The sequence below is a fragment of the Sphingorhabdus sp. M41 genome, assembly GCF_001586275.1.
GTDB lineage: Bacteria > Pseudomonadota > Alphaproteobacteria > Sphingomonadales > Sphingomonadaceae > Parasphingorhabdus.
On record NZ_CP014545.1, the window covers coordinates 2959748 to 2976500 of the forward strand.

General features: G+C 56.8%; 17 protein-coding genes and 1 tRNA gene. 9 read left to right on the forward strand and 9 right to left on the reverse strand.

Features of this window, described 5'->3' with window-relative positions:
- The first annotated feature begins 3 nt into the window (after window positions 1–3).
- The gene (locus AZE99_RS14110; protein WP_082788399.1) at window positions 4–678 is read left to right on the forward strand and encodes a cytochrome b/b6 domain-containing protein; all 675 of its coding nucleotides are present in this window, start codon (window positions 4–6) and stop codon (window positions 676–678) included.
- A gap of 45 nt (window positions 679–723) precedes the next feature.
- Here the strand turns inward: AZE99_RS14110 and AZE99_RS14115 are convergent.
- A tRNA-Val gene (locus tag AZE99_RS14115) sits at window positions 724–799 on the reverse strand.
- A 532-nt stretch (window positions 800–1331) separates the two neighbouring features.
- Here AZE99_RS14115 and dnaA point away from each other — a divergent pair.
- A complete protein-coding gene (gene dnaA / locus AZE99_RS14120; RefSeq protein ID WP_082788400.1) occupies window positions 1332–2768 on the forward strand; it encodes a chromosomal replication initiator protein DnaA in 1437 nt (478 codons plus the stop codon).
- Window positions 2769–2799: 31 nt separating this feature from the next.
- Here dnaA and AZE99_RS14125 read toward each other — a convergent pair whose 3' ends face one another.
- The 3 genes from AZE99_RS14125 to mutM form a co-directional block, all read right to left on the reverse strand.
- Window positions 2800–3456, reverse strand: coding sequence for a DUF4136 domain-containing protein (locus tag AZE99_RS14125; protein WP_067202394.1), 657 nt, complete (start codon window positions 3454–3456; stop codon window positions 2800–2802).
- Window positions 3457–3699: 243 nt separating this feature from the next.
- Window positions 3700–3969, reverse strand: a complete 270-nt coding sequence (gene rpsT, locus AZE99_RS14135) for a 30S ribosomal protein S20 (RefSeq protein ID WP_067202399.1) — start codon at window positions 3967–3969, stop codon at window positions 3700–3702.
- A 112-nt stretch (window positions 3970–4081) separates the two neighbouring features.
- Window positions 4082–4894 (reverse strand): bifunctional DNA-formamidopyrimidine glycosylase/DNA-(apurinic or apyrimidinic site) lyase, encoded by an 813-nt coding sequence (gene mutM, locus AZE99_RS14140; RefSeq protein ID WP_067202401.1) that lies wholly within the window; start codon window positions 4892–4894, stop codon window positions 4082–4084.
- A gap of 106 nt (window positions 4895–5000) precedes the next feature.
- On the opposite strand from mutM, the gene AZE99_RS14145 reads away from it, so the two are divergent.
- Window positions 5001–5741: a class I SAM-dependent methyltransferase gene (locus AZE99_RS14145; RefSeq protein WP_067202404.1), complete on the forward strand. Its 741-nt coding sequence runs from the start codon at window positions 5001–5003 to the stop codon at window positions 5739–5741.
- A gap of 13 nt (window positions 5742–5754) precedes the next feature.
- Window positions 5755–7308: a 2-polyprenylphenol 6-hydroxylase gene (gene ubiB / locus AZE99_RS14150; protein WP_067202407.1), complete on the forward strand. Its 1554-nt coding sequence runs from the start codon at window positions 5755–5757 to the stop codon at window positions 7306–7308.
- Window positions 7309–7331: 23 nt separating this feature from the next.
- On the opposite strand, the gene AZE99_RS16195 is transcribed toward ubiB, so the two are convergent.
- Window positions 7332–8183 carry a hypothetical protein gene (locus tag AZE99_RS16195; protein WP_231862628.1) on the reverse strand — a complete coding sequence of 284 codons (852 nt, stop codon included), beginning with the start codon at window positions 8181–8183 and terminating at the stop codon, window positions 7332–7334.
- Between the two features lie 316 nt (window positions 8184–8499).
- On the opposite strand from AZE99_RS16195, the gene AZE99_RS14160 reads away from it, so the two are divergent.
- Genes AZE99_RS14160 through AZE99_RS14175 form a run of 4 tightly spaced genes read left to right on the forward strand, consistent with a single transcriptional unit; the run spans window position 8500 to window position 11448 of the window.
- Window positions 8500–9780, forward strand: a complete 1281-nt coding sequence (locus AZE99_RS14160; protein WP_067202412.1) for a bifunctional phosphopantothenoylcysteine decarboxylase/phosphopantothenate synthase — start codon at window positions 8500–8502, stop codon at window positions 9778–9780.
- Window positions 9780–10226, forward strand: coding sequence for a dUTP diphosphatase (gene dut, locus AZE99_RS14165; RefSeq protein WP_067202415.1), 447 nt, complete (start codon window positions 9780–9782; stop codon window positions 10224–10226). Before AZE99_RS14160 ends, dut begins: the two co-directional genes overlap by 1 nt.
- A 35-nt stretch (window positions 10227–10261) precedes the next feature.
- Window positions 10262–10669, forward strand: a complete 408-nt coding sequence (locus AZE99_RS14170; RefSeq protein ID WP_067202418.1) for a hypothetical protein — start codon at window positions 10262–10264, stop codon at window positions 10667–10669.
- Window positions 10666–11448 carry a HesA/MoeB/ThiF family protein gene (locus AZE99_RS14175; RefSeq protein WP_067202421.1) on the forward strand — a complete coding sequence of 261 codons (783 nt, stop codon included), beginning with the start codon at window positions 10666–10668 and terminating at the stop codon, window positions 11446–11448. The genes AZE99_RS14170 and AZE99_RS14175 overlap by 4 nt, the downstream gene beginning before the upstream one ends.
- A 61-nt stretch (window positions 11449–11509) precedes the next feature.
- Here the strand turns inward: AZE99_RS14175 and mhpA are convergent, their stop codons facing one another.
- From mhpA to AZE99_RS14195, 4 genes are read right to left on the reverse strand one after another with little or no spacing between them, the layout of a single operon-like run.
- A complete protein-coding gene (gene mhpA, locus AZE99_RS14180; RefSeq protein WP_067202424.1) occupies window positions 11510–12970 on the reverse strand; it encodes a bifunctional 3-(3-hydroxy-phenyl)propionate/3-hydroxycinnamic acid hydroxylase MhpA in 1461 nt (486 codons plus the stop codon).
- Window positions 12967–14070, reverse strand: a complete 1104-nt coding sequence (locus AZE99_RS14185) for an MBL fold metallo-hydrolase (protein ID WP_067202426.1) — start codon at window positions 14068–14070, stop codon at window positions 12967–12969. The genes mhpA and AZE99_RS14185 overlap by 4 nt, the downstream gene beginning before the upstream one ends.
- A gap of 6 nt (window positions 14071–14076) precedes the next feature.
- A complete protein-coding gene (locus tag AZE99_RS14190; RefSeq protein ID WP_067202428.1) occupies window positions 14077–14916 on the reverse strand; it encodes a fumarylacetoacetate hydrolase family protein in 840 nt (279 codons plus the stop codon).
- Window positions 14913–15932, reverse strand: coding sequence for a VOC family protein (locus AZE99_RS14195; protein ID WP_067202430.1), 1020 nt, complete (start codon window positions 15930–15932; stop codon window positions 14913–14915). Before AZE99_RS14195 ends, AZE99_RS14190 begins: the two co-directional genes overlap by 4 nt.
- An 89-nt stretch (window positions 15933–16021) precedes the next feature.
- Here AZE99_RS14195 and AZE99_RS14200 point away from each other — a divergent pair, with 89 nt between their 5' ends.
- A complete protein-coding gene (locus AZE99_RS14200; RefSeq protein ID WP_067202432.1) occupies window positions 16022–16660 on the forward strand; it encodes a TetR/AcrR family transcriptional regulator in 639 nt (212 codons plus the stop codon).
- Window positions 16661–16753: the final 93 nt, after the last annotated feature.

The following is a 16753-nucleotide window of genomic DNA, read 5'->3' on the forward strand; positions in this document are numbered from 1 at the left end:
GCCATGACAACCGGCTCAGCCCGAATTATGGTCTGGGACGCTGCCATCAGGCTGGTACACTGGCTGATGGTGGTTCTGGCCCCCCTGCTCTGGTGGACCGCAGAAGAGGGCTATATGGACTGGCATAAAGGCTTCGGCCTGACGATGTTTGGCCTGGTGCTATTTCGGCTTATATGGGGATTGATCGGTACATGGACGGCACGATTTCTCCCAATGGTACGCCAAATCGGGTCGATAAAATCCTATATCGGTACATTGCGCAGCCGGGAACATGGCGCGACCTTTGGCCACAGCCCTCTGGCTGTGCTCAGCGTCTTTGCCTTGTTATTGGCGCTGACTACCCAGGTTACGACAGGATTATTTTCCGTTGATGTCGATGGCCTCGAATCAGGGCCGCTAGCGGTACTAGTGTCTTTCGATACGGGCAGACAATTTGCCGAGTTTCACGAATTCAACTTCAACCTGCTGGCAGGGCTAATCGGGCTGCACATTACGGCAATTGCCGTTTACCGCTTCGTGTTGCGAGAGAAACTCGTCCGACCGATGATAACGGGGAGCCGGCCCCGCGATGACTTTTCCACCGCTCAGTTGCCCGACAACCGACTGCGCCTGTTGCCATTAATATTCGCCGCAGGCCTGTCGCTGGCCTGCGTGATAACAGTAGTAAATTTCGGTTGAAGCATATCTCTTGAACAAACCAACGCCGATTTCACATCGGGATGGTGGTGGGCGATGACGGGCTCGAACCGCCGACATCTTCGGTGTAAACGAAGCGCTCTACCAACTGAGCTAATCGCCCCATGACTAGATGCATAATTGCATCGTCGAGGTCAGGCGAGCGCCATTGCCAAATCATGGCGCCTTTGGCAAGCCTATTTGCTAGAGTTTGCAAACAAGATTGCCGGCAGCAGGTTTCTGACACTGATCTGCTGCGCCGATTAACCATTTTAACAGAACCTAAGCTGACTCCGCGATTCGCATCTTATCCCCTATTATCCACAGCATATAATTCATATAATTCAATGGGTTAAAAAGATATTTAGCAATATCCACGGCTTGCCGCTGTCAACCGATATATTTCAATTTTTTTACAGCGCCGCTCTTGATCGACTCGGCTCGAGGGGCTTACTAACGAATCTCGGCTGGTGGCTCAGGATGCGATTTCCAAGCCTCACATGACAATGAAAATTATGATTGAAAACGTGTTTTCAGCATAGATTCTTGCGCCTGATTGATTCCCATGGCTGGGGGCGGTTGATGGTCGCGTGTGTGAAATCTGCAGTCGAATATTGGTGCTGCTATCGTGCGGTCCAAAGGGATTATGTCGGGGGATGTTTGTGAACGAAAGCGTATCTGATCGGGTTGACGATCTGTCTGGGAATGAGTCGGGGATAACTGAAAGCCAAATTTCAGAAAATTTGGAAACTATTTGGCAAAAAATCTGTGCGGGTCTGCGCCGTGATTTGGGCGCACAGATTTTCGGTCAGTGGATCAAGCCGATCAAGCTCTCTGTTTTTGATTCGGACACAGGTCTGTTACAGCTTGAACTCCCTTCAGAATTTTCTGCCGCCTGGGTCCGTGATCGCTATGCCGAGCGGCTCCTGCTCGCATGGAAAGTTCATCATCCGGCGATCAAGGACATTGTCTTTCAAGCTCCATCAGGGGCGGCCAAAATTGCCCAGATTTCGCATGCCAATAGTGCAGGCAAACAAAGCGAATATAAAATTGCTTCCGAAAGCAAGTTTCGCCTGGACCTCGATCCGCGGATGACCTTTGACCAATTCATCGCCGGTAATTCGAATGTTCTCGCGCTCAATGCCGCCCAGCGCACAGCCGCAACCGAAAAGCCACTTTTCAGTCCGCTCTACCTCCAGTCCTCAACCGGCCAGGGCAAGACCCATTTGATGCACGCCATCGGCCATGCGTTTCGCGAAGAATTTCCTTCGGCGACCATCATTTACATGTCAGCCGAACGATTCATGATCGAATTCGTATCGGCCATGCGTCGCAACGAAGGCATGGAATTCAAGGCCTCGCTGCGCGAAGCCGATTTGCTAATGATCGATGACATTCAGTTCATTGTAGGCAAAAACTCGACGCAGGAGGAATTTCTCCACACCGTCGATTCGCTGATCAGTCAGGGCAAACGCGTTGTCGTTGCAGCGGATCGCCCTCCGCAAGCGCTTGATGGCGTCGATCAACGCCTGCTCTCGCGTCTGTCCATGGGGCTGGTTGCCGATATCCAATCTGCTGGACTCGAGCTGCGTCGCGACATTCTCAAGCACCGCCTTGCCACCATGCCGCACCAGCAGGTGTCAGAAGAAGTGGTGGATTTTCTCGCTCGCACCATCAGCCGCAATTTGCGCGAGCTGGAGGGCGGACTCAACAAGCTGCTGGCTTATGCGCAGCTGACCGGACGCGAGATCAGCCGCGAGCTGGCCGAAGAGCAATTATCCGATATATTGAGCGCTTGTCGCCGCCGGATTACGATTGACGAGATTCAGCGCACAGTTTGCGAATATTACCGGCTCGATCGTAACGAAATGTCATCGAAACGCCGCGCACGGGCTGTGGCCCGGCCGCGGCAGGTCGCTATGTATCTGGCAAAGGTGATGACGCCGCGCAGCTATCCAGAAATCGGCCGGAAATTTGGCGGCCGCGACCACAGCACGGTTATCCATGCGGTAAAGCTGGTCGAACATCTGCGCGGTGAAGATAGCGAAATGGACAATGACGTCCGGATGCTCCTCCGCCAGCTTGAAAGCTGAATAGCTTTCAAGCCAGAGGGTTTCTGGTCTATTATTTCTCGGGAGCGACCGAAATCCGGACCCGTTCGCCGCTGTTCCCCGGAAAGTCGGTGAACATGGCTTCCACCAGATTCGGTACTAGATAGGTCAGATTCTTCGAACGCGATAACGCTTCGGCCTTGCCTTCGAACAGGCGTTCACCATCAATCGCCCGGTCAATCTTCATATCCAGCTCCGTGGTATACACGGTGAAGCTGCGGACGCCGTCATAGCCGGTAAAACCATAGCCTCCGTAGAGAAACGGATCGTGGAAACCATAGCGATAGCCGGGGCGTCTGTAATAGCCGCCAAATCGGGTAGAGGGATAAAATGGGTCAATGTCGCCAACGACTTTTTCACGCCCCTTGTCGATATCATAGTCCATGCTGACAATCAGCTCTGCTGCAGCCGGATCGTCGCTGCGCCGATATCCAAGGTCGAGCATCCGCTGCTCGACCAGCATCGCATATTGACCGAACTCGAGTCCGCCGGACAAATCGGGATCAGAGGCAACCACGGCGAAGCTCTGGCCCGTGGTGTCAGGAAGTGCGACGAACCGCTGAACGTCGGCGCGAAACGGCGTTGCACACGCCGCCAGAGACAGAAGCGCAAGCGGCGCAAACATCGCCAACCCCTTGCGGTTGAAGACGTGTTTCGCGAAAATAGTCATATTTCTTCCTTCAAATTACCCACCATCATGATGCGCAACATAGAGAAGCCGGGCTGAACCGGCTTTGAACGACGGCAAATTGACGCCCAGCACAGACTTGAACCTTTTCGGATCGACTGCACAAGAAAAAACAGAAATGTCCGCCGGTCTCGGGAGAGGCATCCCGGATCTGCGCGACTCGATCGCCCAAAAGAAAACCCGCCACAATCGGACGGGTTATTCTTTTTGGATATACGGGGCTGATTAAGCTGTTTGCAGCGCGGCAACCCGTTTTGTCAGACGGCTGAACTTCCGTGAAGCCGTATTCTTGTGATACAGGCCCTTGGTAACACCGCGTGCCAATTCAGGCTGTACGGCCTTGAGCGCTGCCGCTGCCACGTCCTTGTCACCGGCCTCAACCGCTGCGTCTACAGCCTTGATCTTGGTGCGGATCTGGCTCAGGCGATTTTTGTTGATCGCGGTGCGGCGCGTGTTGCGACGGATACGTTTTTTTGCTTGCGGCGTATTAGCCATGAAAAACCCTCAAAATCTGAAATTAAATGCCGGGACGGTGCGTATCGCTTCCGGCTCAAGACGGCGGGCAATAGCGTGGCTTCCGATTCTCGTCAATAGCTTAGTGAACCGCTTATTTCTGGCATTGCGAACAGTAAAAGGTCGACCGCCCGCTGTCGACTCGCCGCAACACGGTTGCGCCGCATTCACAGGCCTTCCCTTCCCGACCATAGACTCGCCAATCCTTTGCGAAATAGCCCAGTTGCCCGTCCGGTTGCACGAAATCGCGCAGCGATGATCCACCGGCCGCGATGGCCGCGAACAGAACCTGCTTTATCGCGGCAACGAGCCGTTCATAGCGCGGCTTTGATATCGCGCTACCCTTCAGTCGTGGAGATATTCCCGCCATGTGCAGCGCTTCGCAGACATAAATATTGCCGAGTCCCGCGACCGTTCGCTGATCTAGCAGCAATTGCTTGATCGGTGCCTTGCGATTCTTGGTCGCAGCCTTCAGGTAACTGCCGGTGAAATTGTCCCCCAGCGGCTCCGGGCCCATCGATATAAAAGGTTTGTAACTGTCCAGGTCCTCGACGCGCACGATATCCAGCGAACCGAATCGCCGCGGGTCATTGAGCGCCAGCCGGTGACCGGAATCCGTCTCTAGCAGCAGATGGTCATGTTTCTCGATCTCTTCAGGGTCAATTCGCCAACGGCCCGACATGCCGAGATGGAAGATCATGACATCACCGCGATCGGTTTCGATGAACCCATATTTCGCCCGCCTGCCGAGCGCTGTTACCACCGCGCCCGTCATCCTTTGCCGTAAATCTAAGGGAAACGGCCAGCGCAGATCGGCGCGACGTGGTTCGACCAGAGCAAGGCGTTGCCCCTCCAGCACCGGCCGCAAACCGGCGACTGTCGTTTCCACTTCGGGCAACTCGGGCATGACGTTCCTTATCCGATACGGTTCAAAGGGCAGCTATAGAGTGATTGCAGTGCTGCCAAGGCTCGTCTACTCGGGATTTCAAACAAATATTCAGCACGAGCAAAAAATGGCTATCGAAAGCAAAACCGTCTCATTCGGCTATGAAGAGGTCGACGAAAGCGAAAAGACCGGCAAGGTTGGCGCGGTTTTCTCCAGTGTTGCATCCCGATATGATGTGATGAACGACGCAATGAGCGCCGGAACCCACCGCTTGTGGAAAGATCGCTTCGTGCGCCGCGTGAAACCGCGCGCAGGCGAAACTATACTCGACATGGCCGGCGGCACCGGCGATATTGCCTTTCGCATGGTTGACAGCGGCGCCGATATCACGGTCGCGGATATCAACGCAGAAATGCTGGCCGAAGGCGTCGAACGGGCCCTTGAAAAAGATGAGACACGTCTGGTCTGGAGCCAGCAAAATGCCGAGCAACTGAACTTTCCCGATGCCCATTTCGATGCCTATACGATCGTCTTTGGCATTCGCAATGTCACCCATATCGACAAGGCCCTGGCTGAAGCCCATCGCGTGCTGAAATATGGCGGGCGTTTCTATTGCATGGAATTTTCGCAAACCAGATGGCCCGGCTTTGACAAGGTCTATGAAACCTATTCCCACCATATCCTGCCCAAAGTCGGTAAAGTCCTGGCGAATGACGAAGCCAGCTACCGCTATCTCGCCGAATCGATCGCGAAATTCCCGCCGATGGAAGAATTTCGCGCCATGATTCAGGCCGCCGGATTCAGCCAGACAAAAGTTGAGCCCATGATGGGCGGGCTGGTCGCGATCCACAGCGGCTGGAAAGTCTGAACAACCGCACCCGATGACCAGCTCCCGTATCCATATATTTCGCCTGCTCAAATGGGGCCGTACACTCGCCAAACATGGCGCGCTGCGCGATCTTGAGAAGCACAAGGCAACACCGCCACAGGTTCGCCGCCTGTTCCGCATTGCGCGGATCGGTACATTTCAGCCGAAGGAACCCAATTATTCGGCTGCGCTGCAGGCCATTGGTCCGGCGGCTATCAAGCTCGGACAGACGCTGGCAACCCGCCCCGATGTGATCGGTGAAGCAGCGGCGCGCGATCTATTGCAATTGCAGGACAGCCTGCCACCCGTGTCCTTTGACCTGATCCGCGACGAGATTGAACTCAGCCTCGGCAAACCGCTGGACCAACTCTATAGTCATATCGATCCCGATCCGGTGGGCGCCGCCTCAATCGCCCAGGTTCACCGTGCGACCACGCTGGAGGGCAAGGATGTTGCGGTGAAAGTGCTGCGTCCCGGGATCATCAAAAAATTCAACCAGGACATAGAAACCTACGAATGGGCTGCGGCCCATCTCGAGGCAATGGGTGGCGAGGCCAAGCGTCTCCGTCCACAATTGGTCATCGCCAATTTCCGCCGCTGGACCATGCGTGAACTGGACTTGCGTCGCGAGGCAGCGAGCGCGTCCGAGCTGGCCGAACATATGGCCCAGGTGGAAAAATATGAAATTCCGGCTATCGACTGGGACCGGACATCCGGTCGGGTACTGACGCTCGACTGGGTCGATGGGGTGAAAATCTCGAACCGCGATAAGCTGCTCGCGGCGGGCCATGATCTGGATTCGATTGCGAGTCGGCTGGTGCACACATTCCTGAAGCAGGCGATTGAGGGCGGCTATTTCCACGCAGATATGCATCAGGGAAATTTGTTCGTGAAGGCAGACGGCACGATTGTCGCCATTGATTTCGGTATCATGGGCCGGATCAACAAAAAGGCACGCGTGTGGCTGGCGGAAATCCTCTATGGCCTGACCACCGGCAATTACAAACGTGTCGCTGAAATCCATTTTGAAGCACAATATGTCCCGGATCACCACAGCATGGAGGATTTCGCCACGGCGCTGCGCGCGGTCGGTGAACCGATGCGCGGCAGACCGGTGAGCGAATTGTCGGTCGGCGACATGCTCGACGGGCTGTTCGCAATCACCCGCGATTTCGACATGGAGACCCAGCCGCATCTGTTGCTGCTGCAAAAGACGATGGTGATGGTCGAAGGCATAGCCACCGATCTTAACCCGACTATCAACATGTGGGACGCCAGCGGACCTTATGTGAAAGAATGGATCCGCGGCGAACTTGGTCCGGAAGCGGCGATTGCCGACCGGATCAATGCGGACCTCGACACGTTGCTGCTACTCCCCGACATTGTCCGGCGTCTGGACCAGCAACTCCCTCGCCAAGGTGGCGCTCCGCCCCCGCCACCGGTAGCCGATGTCGAGTTGATTTGGGAGAAGCGGAAAAAAGGCCAAGGCGGCGGATTCTGGCGCTATGCATTGACGGCAGTGCTTGCAGGTGCGGCAAGCGCTGGTGCCATGTTGCTTTTGGGATAATATTCCGCAACCGCTTGGTAAATTTATTCAGGATCGGCTGGTGAAACGCCATTCCCTTCCTGCTGATCGCCCTTTGCCTCTGCCTGCTTCGCTTTTTTGGCTCGGACAAACAAGGTGATCACACCGACAATGATTGTCGTGAGAAATGCTAACAGGGCCAAAGAAAAATCATCAAGAATTTTTAGAAATCTGGTTATCCAGCCTACATCTTCTTCCAATATTTGTCTTTTTTTCAGTAATCTCTCGCGCTCAAGTGCGGCCCGCTCGGCTTCTGATACGACAACGGTGACATTGATAACCTTGCTCGACTGGTTTTCAAGAACAGTGCCGTCCTCGGCCAAAACAGTGATCTCGGCGGACAATTGATGACTACCGTCACGTCGCGGCGTCACGTCCCAATTCCACACTTGGCGACGGTTCCTCCCCATGACCTGATCGACCGGTTCAGCGGGATCAATTTCAAAGGCCCGCCCCTTCAGTCGAGCCCGCATTTTTGCCCCAATCTCAATCTCGGCAGTCTGGGCTTCGCCTTCGCCACCTGCTCTTTCGACGGTACGTTCTTTCTCCTCTTCCGGCCCAATCGCAAGCCGGACTTCAGTGGGAACACCCTTAACCATGCTTCTGTTAGGATTGAACGCAGCGACACCGGATCGTAGATCTGCGATCTGCTCAGCGTAATTTTCACATTGCGCCCGCGGCAAGCGACGACCGACTGCAGAGCACCAAATCGACGAATTTTCAGCTGTGGTTTTCTGACTCCGGGGCTCTTCGGTTGCGCCATGGACCGGAGCCGCGCTGGGTACTTCGCGGGATATCACTGGTTCCGCGGCGGGACTCACATTAACCGGAGCGCTTGCCATATCTGCCTCGGCCACGACAGTCGGTGCCGCCTGCCCGTCGGCCACGGATTGTTCCGACAGTGGCTCGCCAACGCTCTCTAAAGAACCCGAGACTTCTTCCGCAACCGCATCATCATTGGATGCGGCCTGACACGACGACAATGCCGCAGCGAGTATCAAAGTGATTGCTGGCTTGGTATATTTTTGAATATTCATCGCCGCCTCCCCTGTCATTTAACCCGTGAAGCGCGACCCCGGTTTATTTTTCTCGACATTATACCTTTGTTCGCCAAGAATCAAACGAGGCACATGCTGCTTGGCTTTGGACCTGCTTGGCCCTAAATCGGACAACATGGTAAAACCCAAACATATCCTGCTGATCATCGGCGGCGGCATAGCTGCCTATAAGGCGGCGGAACTTATTCGCCTGATCAAAAAAGCGGGACTCACTGTCCGCTGCGTGCTGACTGATTCGGGAGCGCAATTCGTCACTCCCATGACATTGGCGGCGCTGTCGGAAAATGAAGTGCATACAACGCTCTGGTCGCTGAAAGACGAGACCGAAATGGGGCATATCCAATTATCGCGCGAGGCGGATCTGATCGTCATATGCCCCGCTACGGCAAACCTCCTTGCCAAAATGGCGGGCGGGATTGCTGACGATCTGGCAACGACGCTGCTGCTGGCAACCGACACTTCGGTATTGGCCGTACCCGCAATGAATGTCCGCATGTGGCAGCATGCCGCAACCCAGCGCAATATTGCGCAGCTCAAATCCGATGGCATTATCGTCATGCAGCCCGATGAAGGCGATATGGCCTGCGGCGAATTTGGCCCCGGCAGGTTGCCCGAGCCAGAAGCGGTGATGGCGCAGATCAACGCGCAGATAGGTTCGGCGTTTCCTAGAATTTCCGCCACCGAATCCGAGCTCGGTGCCAACCCGCTCCACGGCCAGCCCGCTTTTGCTCCCGACCAGCATCGTCCGCTGCGCGGCAAGCATGTTCTGGTCACGGCGGGACCGACACATGAACCGATCGATCCGGTTCGCTATATCGCCAATCGGTCGTCCGGCCGCCAGGGCTTTGCCATTGCCGCCGCCGCAGCCGACGCCGGGGCAAGGGTGACTTTGGTAGCCGGCCCCGTCCACCTGCCAACTCCAGCTGGTGTCATGCGGATTGATGTCGAAACCGCGATAGAGATGGAAAGGGCAGTCCATGACGCCCTGCCCGCCGATATCGCGATCATGGTTGCCGCCGTCGCCGACTGGCGCGCGGACAGTCGGTCCGGACAGAAGATAAAGAAAAAAGGTGATGCACCTGCACCGCTAAAGCTGACGGAAAATCCGGACATATTGGCTGGCCTCGCCCGGCACGAACAGCGCCCCGGCTTGCTGATCGGCTTTGCTGCCGAGACAGAGAAAATTGCCGAACATGCCAAAGCGAAGCTCGAGAAAAAATCCTGCGACTGGATCGTCGCCAACGACGTATCCGGGCCCGTTGGCGAAAGCGTGATGGGCGGGACCGATAATAGCGTCCATATTGTAACCCGGGCCGGTGCCGAAATCTGGGAACGTCTGCCCAAGATGGAGGTCGCTAGACGTCTGGTTACCAAGATTAGCGAGGAAATAGCCTGATGTTTGATCCAATTGAAATAGCCGTCAAAAGGCTGGATCACGCTGGCGATCTGCCACTTCCATCCTATGAAACTGCCGGTTCGGCCGGAATGGACGTTCGCGCGGCGGAAGAGCTGATGATCACGCCGGGTCAGCGCGGACTGGTCGGAACGGGTTTCGCTTTCGCCATCCCCGAGGGATATGAGATTCAAGTTCGCCCCCGTTCCGGACTGGCATTAAAAAAGGGTATCAGTATCCCCAATACGCCCGGGACAATCGACAGCGATTACCGTGGCGAGTTGAAAGTCATCCTGATCAATCACGGCGCAGAAGATTTTGTAATCCAGCGCGGTGATCGCATTGCCCAGATTGTCGTCGCCCCAGTGCAGCGCGGAATTCTGAACGAAGTGACAAATCTGGATGAGACTAAACGCGGGTCTGGCGGTTTCGGGTCAACCGGCGTATAAATTATCGCTAGAATCGTTTTTGAAGAGGTAATGTGATGATCAATATCCTTGCTGCCATCGCTCTTACAGGAGCCTTTGCCGCCGCCGATGACATCGAAATAAAGCAATTGTCTGCTGATTTCTACACTCTGGAACTGGCCGAGTTTGAGAAAAAGCTGCCCATTCTGGAACGGCACGAAAGGCAGGCCGAACGCATTGCAAAAAAGGCCGATTGCAAGCTGACCACCGATATCGGATGGGTCCACGCACGGGTCGATTTCGCGCTGGAAGTCTCTCCCGAGGGCCGGGTGACCAAGGTTGTTCCCGTAGAAACCGGCTGCCGGCCGCTTGAAACCTACGTCATTCAGCATCTGACCAAATATGCCGGCCGCGATGGAGCGGTCAAAAGAACCGGCGATCAGAAATGGTACCGTCAGGCGATCACCTTCCGCTGGCCTGAATGAGTCCACTCAGCGACGAACAGCTCGACCGTTATGCCCGCCATATCGTACTCAAGGATATTGGCGGGGTGGGGCAGAAGAAGATTCTGGATGCCCATATATTGGTGGTTGGTGCGGGCGGTATTGGTTGTCCGGCGATTCAATATCTGGCGGCGGCGGGAATTGGGGCGCTGACAATTTTTGATGATGATATTGTGTCGCTTTCAAATTTGCAGCGGCAGGTTTTATTTGGCGAAAATGATATCGGGAAAGAAAAAGTCGAAGTTGCCAAAGCTGCCGCCCAGCGCATCAATCCTGATGTTGAGATATTTCCTATAAATCAACGACTTACCGCGCAACATCCGGGCGAGGACGGCGCAGCATTTTTTGCGCCTTTTGATGCGATTATCGACGGGTCGGACAATTATCAGACCCGGCTGCTGGTCTCCGATCTCTCGGTCGAGCACCGCATCCCGCTGGTTTCCGCGGCGATTGGTCAGTTTCAAGGACAGCTCGGCACGTTCCGCGGCTGGGAGGAAGGCAAGCCCTGCTATCGCTGTTTTGTCGGCGATGCGCTTGACCCCGATGATTGCGACAATTGCAGCGAAATTGGGGTGCTCGGCGCGATGGTCGGTCTGATGGGCAGTTTCGCGGCGATGGAAGCGATCCGCGTGGTCACCGGCTTTGGCCAGGACCCGGTCGGGAAACTCCAGCTTTTCGATGGCCTTGCGCCCTCGATGCGCAGCATCAATCTACCCAAGGACCCGGATTGCAAAAGCTGCGGTACGCCTCCACCAACTTAACTCGCACAGGCTTGATCGCCACTAACTTGATCTGAACGATATCCATTTGGCGAGGATATCCTCAACCGCTGTGCGCGCTTCCCTTGTCGCCCGCTACTGCCTGCCAGGACTGGCGAAGCTGGTCAGGATTGCCCGTGCCAAACACGTAGCGGTCCGGGCGTACCAGAACCGCTTCTGCGCTGCTCTGGTCAAGCCAGGTGCGCAAGCCGGCAGCAAACGGAACGAGCGGATCCTTGCCCAGCTCGTCACGGGTGATCAGCCAATGGTCGATGCCCAGCACATCGTCGAGCCGGGTGTCACCGTCTCCCGGGATTTGCGGAAAGTAGCTCCCCGCGGCTGCCGTACTGGCCATGATTGCCCCTGCCTCGATAGGCGGATAGGCAGGCGGACCATCGGGAAGCTTGCCCAAAAAGCGGGCGAGCCTGAGCTTCATGTCGCGCAGCCATGCTGACCATTTGTTCGTGGTGCACACCATCCGCCCCATCATGATTGCCATGTCGATCGTCGCGCGGAGATTTGGCTCCCGCTCGGGCTGGTAGGAGTCGAGCAAGCTGTCCGGAGCTTCACCTTTGATAGTTGCGGCAAGCTTCCAGGCAAGACTGGCCGCATCGCGCAGGCCGGAGCACATGCCCTGACCAGCAAAGGGCGGCATCTGGTGCGCGGCGTCTCCGGCGAGCATGATTCTACCCTTGCGCCACTGTTCGGCGATGCGTGCCCGAAATGTATAGACGGCCTTGCGCTCCATCCGAATCGCGCCGGTGACATTCCATGGTTCGAGCAGCTTTTCGATGAAGGCATCCTCGCTCACCTGCTCTGCAGTCTCACCGGGCAGGATCATGAATTCCCAGCGGTGTCGTCCTTCGCCCATCAGCACACAGGTGGTGGGTCGCTTTGGATCGCAGATCTGGAGATTCTCGGTCGGCAGTTTCGAATAGTCGTCGACCAGCACATCGACGACGAGCCACGGTTCTTCGAAATTGAGGTCTTCAAAGGCGATGTTCGACTGTTCACGCACCGACGAGCGCGCACCATCGGCGCCGACAAGATAATGTGCGCGGATCGTTCGGTCGCCGTCGGGGGTGGATATTTGCGCGGTCACACCTTCGCCATCGTCGGTGAAGGATCTGACCTCCCACATGCTGTGCAGCGTGGCATTGGGAAAGGAGGCCAGCGAACGGCGAAGGAGCATCTCGACCGTTGGCTGATGGATCATGTTCGCCATCGGCCAACCACCGGGGCCTATCTGGTCGGAGCCATCAAAGCGCAGCAGGACTTCGCCGCGGGCATTGAGGAAATCATAGCGAGAGGCCCGGCGGCTTGTCGCGTTGACTTCGTCGGCGACGCCGGCCTCCTGCAGGATTCGCATAGACTCGTGATCGAGGTGGGCTGCGCGGGGCAGCGGATATATATCCTTCTCTTTTTCGGCGACGATCACCCGCAGGCCGCGTCGCGCCAGCAGCACCGCCAAGGTCACCCCGGTCGGACCGCCCCCGGCAATCAGAACATCGCAATCGCAGGTCATCGGCCGGACTCGTCATTATTGGGTGGCCTGGAAGGATGTTTGTCATTGACCGGGGAGGCACGCTGGTCGCCGACCACCAGCACCATCCCGTCCTGTGCCACTGTCAGCTCACCCTTGAAATATTCCGCCATGCCCGCAGTGTACATGCGGCGAACGACGAAATTGTCAGGATATGGGATCAGGTGGGTGAGCAGCAGATGCTTGACCCCGGCCTCCTGCGCCTGCTTGGCCAGCGCGATATTATCCGCGTGATAGGGTATGGTGCGTTCGGCGACCTCGGCTTCGAAGTGCATGCCCAGCTTCTTCATCTGCGGGATTGCCCGGCGCACCATGTGCGCAGCGTAGGATTCGTGCACCGCCAGGTCGGCATCGCGCATCGCCTCGAAGTTGACCGGGCTTACTTCTGTGTCGCCGCTGACGAAGACCTTCTTGCCCTTGTACCGCAGAACATAGCCCAGCGCAGGCTGGACCGGATCATGTGCCACCAGTGTCGCATCGATCGTTACCCCGTCCTTGTTATAGACGCGTATAGTGCGTTGCCCTTCGCCGAATTCGACCTCGAGTGGAACGCCGAACGCAACCGACCGGTTCTTTTTCAGATGTGGCATGTTGGCGCTGCGATAGCCTTCATCGAGGGCATAGGCCTGTGCAAGTCCATCTAGCACCTGTTTCGTACCAACCGGTCCCTGCACCTCTAGGGGAGTTTTGCGACCCCAGATCCAGCCGGTGTTGATCAGCGGGGCTAGGTCATGGAAATGGTCCGAATGAAAATGGGTAATGAATATCCGCTCAAGCCGATCGACCGGGATTTTTGATTGCGCGAGCGAATGCACCGCGCCGTCGCCAACGTCGAACAGGAACATCTTGCCACCCGCCGACACCAGCGTGCAGGCCTGCGCTGCGGCCGCGCTGACCTCGGGCGAGCCGGTCCCGCAAATCAGCACGCGCACATGCTGTTTGTCGTCAGTAAAAGATTCATCCGGCCCCTGTTGCAGCCGTGCCTGAATGGCCCGGTCAACCAAGGCATCGCGGTTGAGCCAAGCCACTAGCAGGGCCACCCCGAGCAGCGTGATCAGGGCATAGACGGACTTGCGGATCATTGCGCCCTAGCCCTCCGCCGTCATGGTAGCTTCGATATGACCCAGCCCGTCGATCTCGCAACGAACCACGTCGCCCGGCTGGAGGAACCGGCGCGGATCCATCGCCGCGCCGATACCGCCGGGTGTGCCGGTGAATAGGCAATCACCCGGTTCCAGAGTCATCCCGACCGAGAGATGTTCGACCTGGCTCCAGACATTGAAGACGAGATGCTTCGTATTCGAACTCTGCCGCTCCTCACCATTGACGAAGCAGCGAATGCCGAGGGTATGCGGATCTCCCAGTTCATCGGCCGTGACAATCCAAGGGCCCATGGGCGCATGGGTATCAAAGCTCTTGCCCAGTGACCATTGCGGCACGGCATGCTGCCACATGCGCTCCGTCACGTCGTTACCGACGCAATAGCCGAAGATCGCCGCCGGCGCATCCGCCGCACCGACATGTTTGCCACCCTTGCCGATGATCGCGACCATTTCGGCTTCATAATCGGCGGTCATGGTTCCCTTGGCGATGTCGATATCATCATAGGGGCCGTTGACGCTCGTCTGCGCCTTGGTGAACCATATCTGCCGCTCTGGCGTGCCCAGCTTCGATTCCTCGATATGGTCGGCATAGTTGAGGCCGATGGCAAATATCTTGCCGGGGCGTTGCACGGGGGCTTCCAGCTTGACCGAGGCGAGCGGTACGCCGCCGCCGGCCGCAGCCTTGGCCTCAAGCTGTGGTTTGAGGGCATCCCAGTCGCTGATGATGTCGATCATGGTGCCGGGCACGCCAGTATCGACGACATGGTCGTCCACGACGATGCCGGTGCGGGTCTGGCCATTAACGGTGTAGGTGCAGAGTTTCATGCGGCAGATTCCTCAGTTTTGCGGCGAAACAGCCGCCGGATTCGAATGTTGAGCGTGGTGATGAAGGCAATGAGACCGGGCGGGGGAGGCATTTTTCCCGCGAACATCGGGTTCGGGCTGCCCCATTGCACCGCGAGCAAGGCGCTCATCGGCTGAATCTGGGGTGGGTCAGCGGCGGTAAACAGATCGCCATCGGTCCAGTGCTCAAGCTCGTTGCCGAAAGGATCCTTCCAGTAATCGAAAACCTGGCTGCCCATGATATGGCGACCCACTCCCCAGGCAGCCTTGTGTTGCTTCGACTTGAGATACTGGTGGCCCAGCATCAGATCGTCGAGATTGGCAACCTCGAAGGCAGCGTGCAACAGGCCAATTTCACCCGGCAACTGAGCCAGGAACAAACTGTGATGATCGGCTGGTTTGTCGCCGCGATCACAGCGCATGAAGGCGCCCAGCGGCACATCCTTCGCTGCCTCGACCTCATCCGACGTGAGAAAGCCGAAGCGGTCCTTGTACCATTTCTCCGATGTGCGGAAGTCACGCACCTTGAGCACGGCATGGCCGATGCGACGGATATGGGCCGGGGTTGGATCGAGCCGTACGGCCTTTCGCAAGCGCGGCTTGGCAACCGCCGTATTGAATGGATGGTCGGGGAAGGGGAACTCAGGGGCTTCCCTGCTCTGGCCCGCCACAATTTCGACCCCGTAGCCATCGGGATCGATCAGCCTCACGATCTTGCCGCCGCCGGGCTCGGCGCTGTCCTCGACAAGGACATGCTCATGTACGGCAAGCCGATAGAGATCTGCCATGGTTTTGGCACGAAAGGCGACCCCCAGGAAGCGCGCTTCACCCGGTTCGGTGACATGGACGAAGGGACGGCCGTCGGTTCCCTTGCCGTAAGTGCGTCCGCCGACCTCGAAACAGGACATACCAAAATCTTCCAGAAAGCCGCGCATCACCGAAAGATCGGGGGCGGAGAAGCGTACATAGGCAATGTCTTCGACCTTGATGACAGGCATCGTCCTTCCTTCCGCGAATCATAGTTGACTATTTGGTCATATAGGTCAGCTAGCTTGCAATTGACCGTCTGGTCAAGTAATGTTTGGCCATGTCCAGTCCCACCGAACTATCACCGCGCGCCGCGCGCACCAGAAGCGCTCTCATAGCGTCCGGCCTCGACTTGATGGTCGAGCGCGCGATTGACGCCATTCCGATTGACGATTTCGTCGGCAAGGCGGGAGTGGCCAAGGGCAGCTTCTTCAATCATTTCGCAGACAAGCAGGACTTTGCAATTGCGGTGGCCGCTGAGGTGCGCATGGAGGTTGAGGCGCAAGTTGCGCTGGCCAATGAAGCTATTGGCGATCCAGTCGAACGAATTGCGGGAGGCATGCGCGTTGCAGCCGAATTCGCACTCGATCACCCCAGAAAATCAGTCATATTGCTGCGCAGTCAAGCTTCCTCGACCGCGAGCGCGCATCCGTTGAACAAGGGGTTGAAGCAGGATATCGATATGGCCTGCGAGCTGGGTTATCTGCGAGCCGAGGCTCGCAGTTCCGGTGTGCTCTACTGGCTCGGTCTGTGCCAGATCCTGATGATCAACCTGGTTGAATTCAGGCCATCCCATAATGAGGCGTCAGGGAAACTGTCTGAGATGCTGGTTCTCGGGCTTAGCGGGCTTGGCTTGCCCCAGCCGCAAGCAGCGCAGCTTGCCGAAAACACCCGTTTGGCTGCAAATAAAAATTACTGACAGACAATCCACATTTCTTGCTCGGAGCGTGGACGAGCGTCCACCATCATTGCAAAAGCTTCGGCATGCCACCCAGCGCACCCATGCCAATCC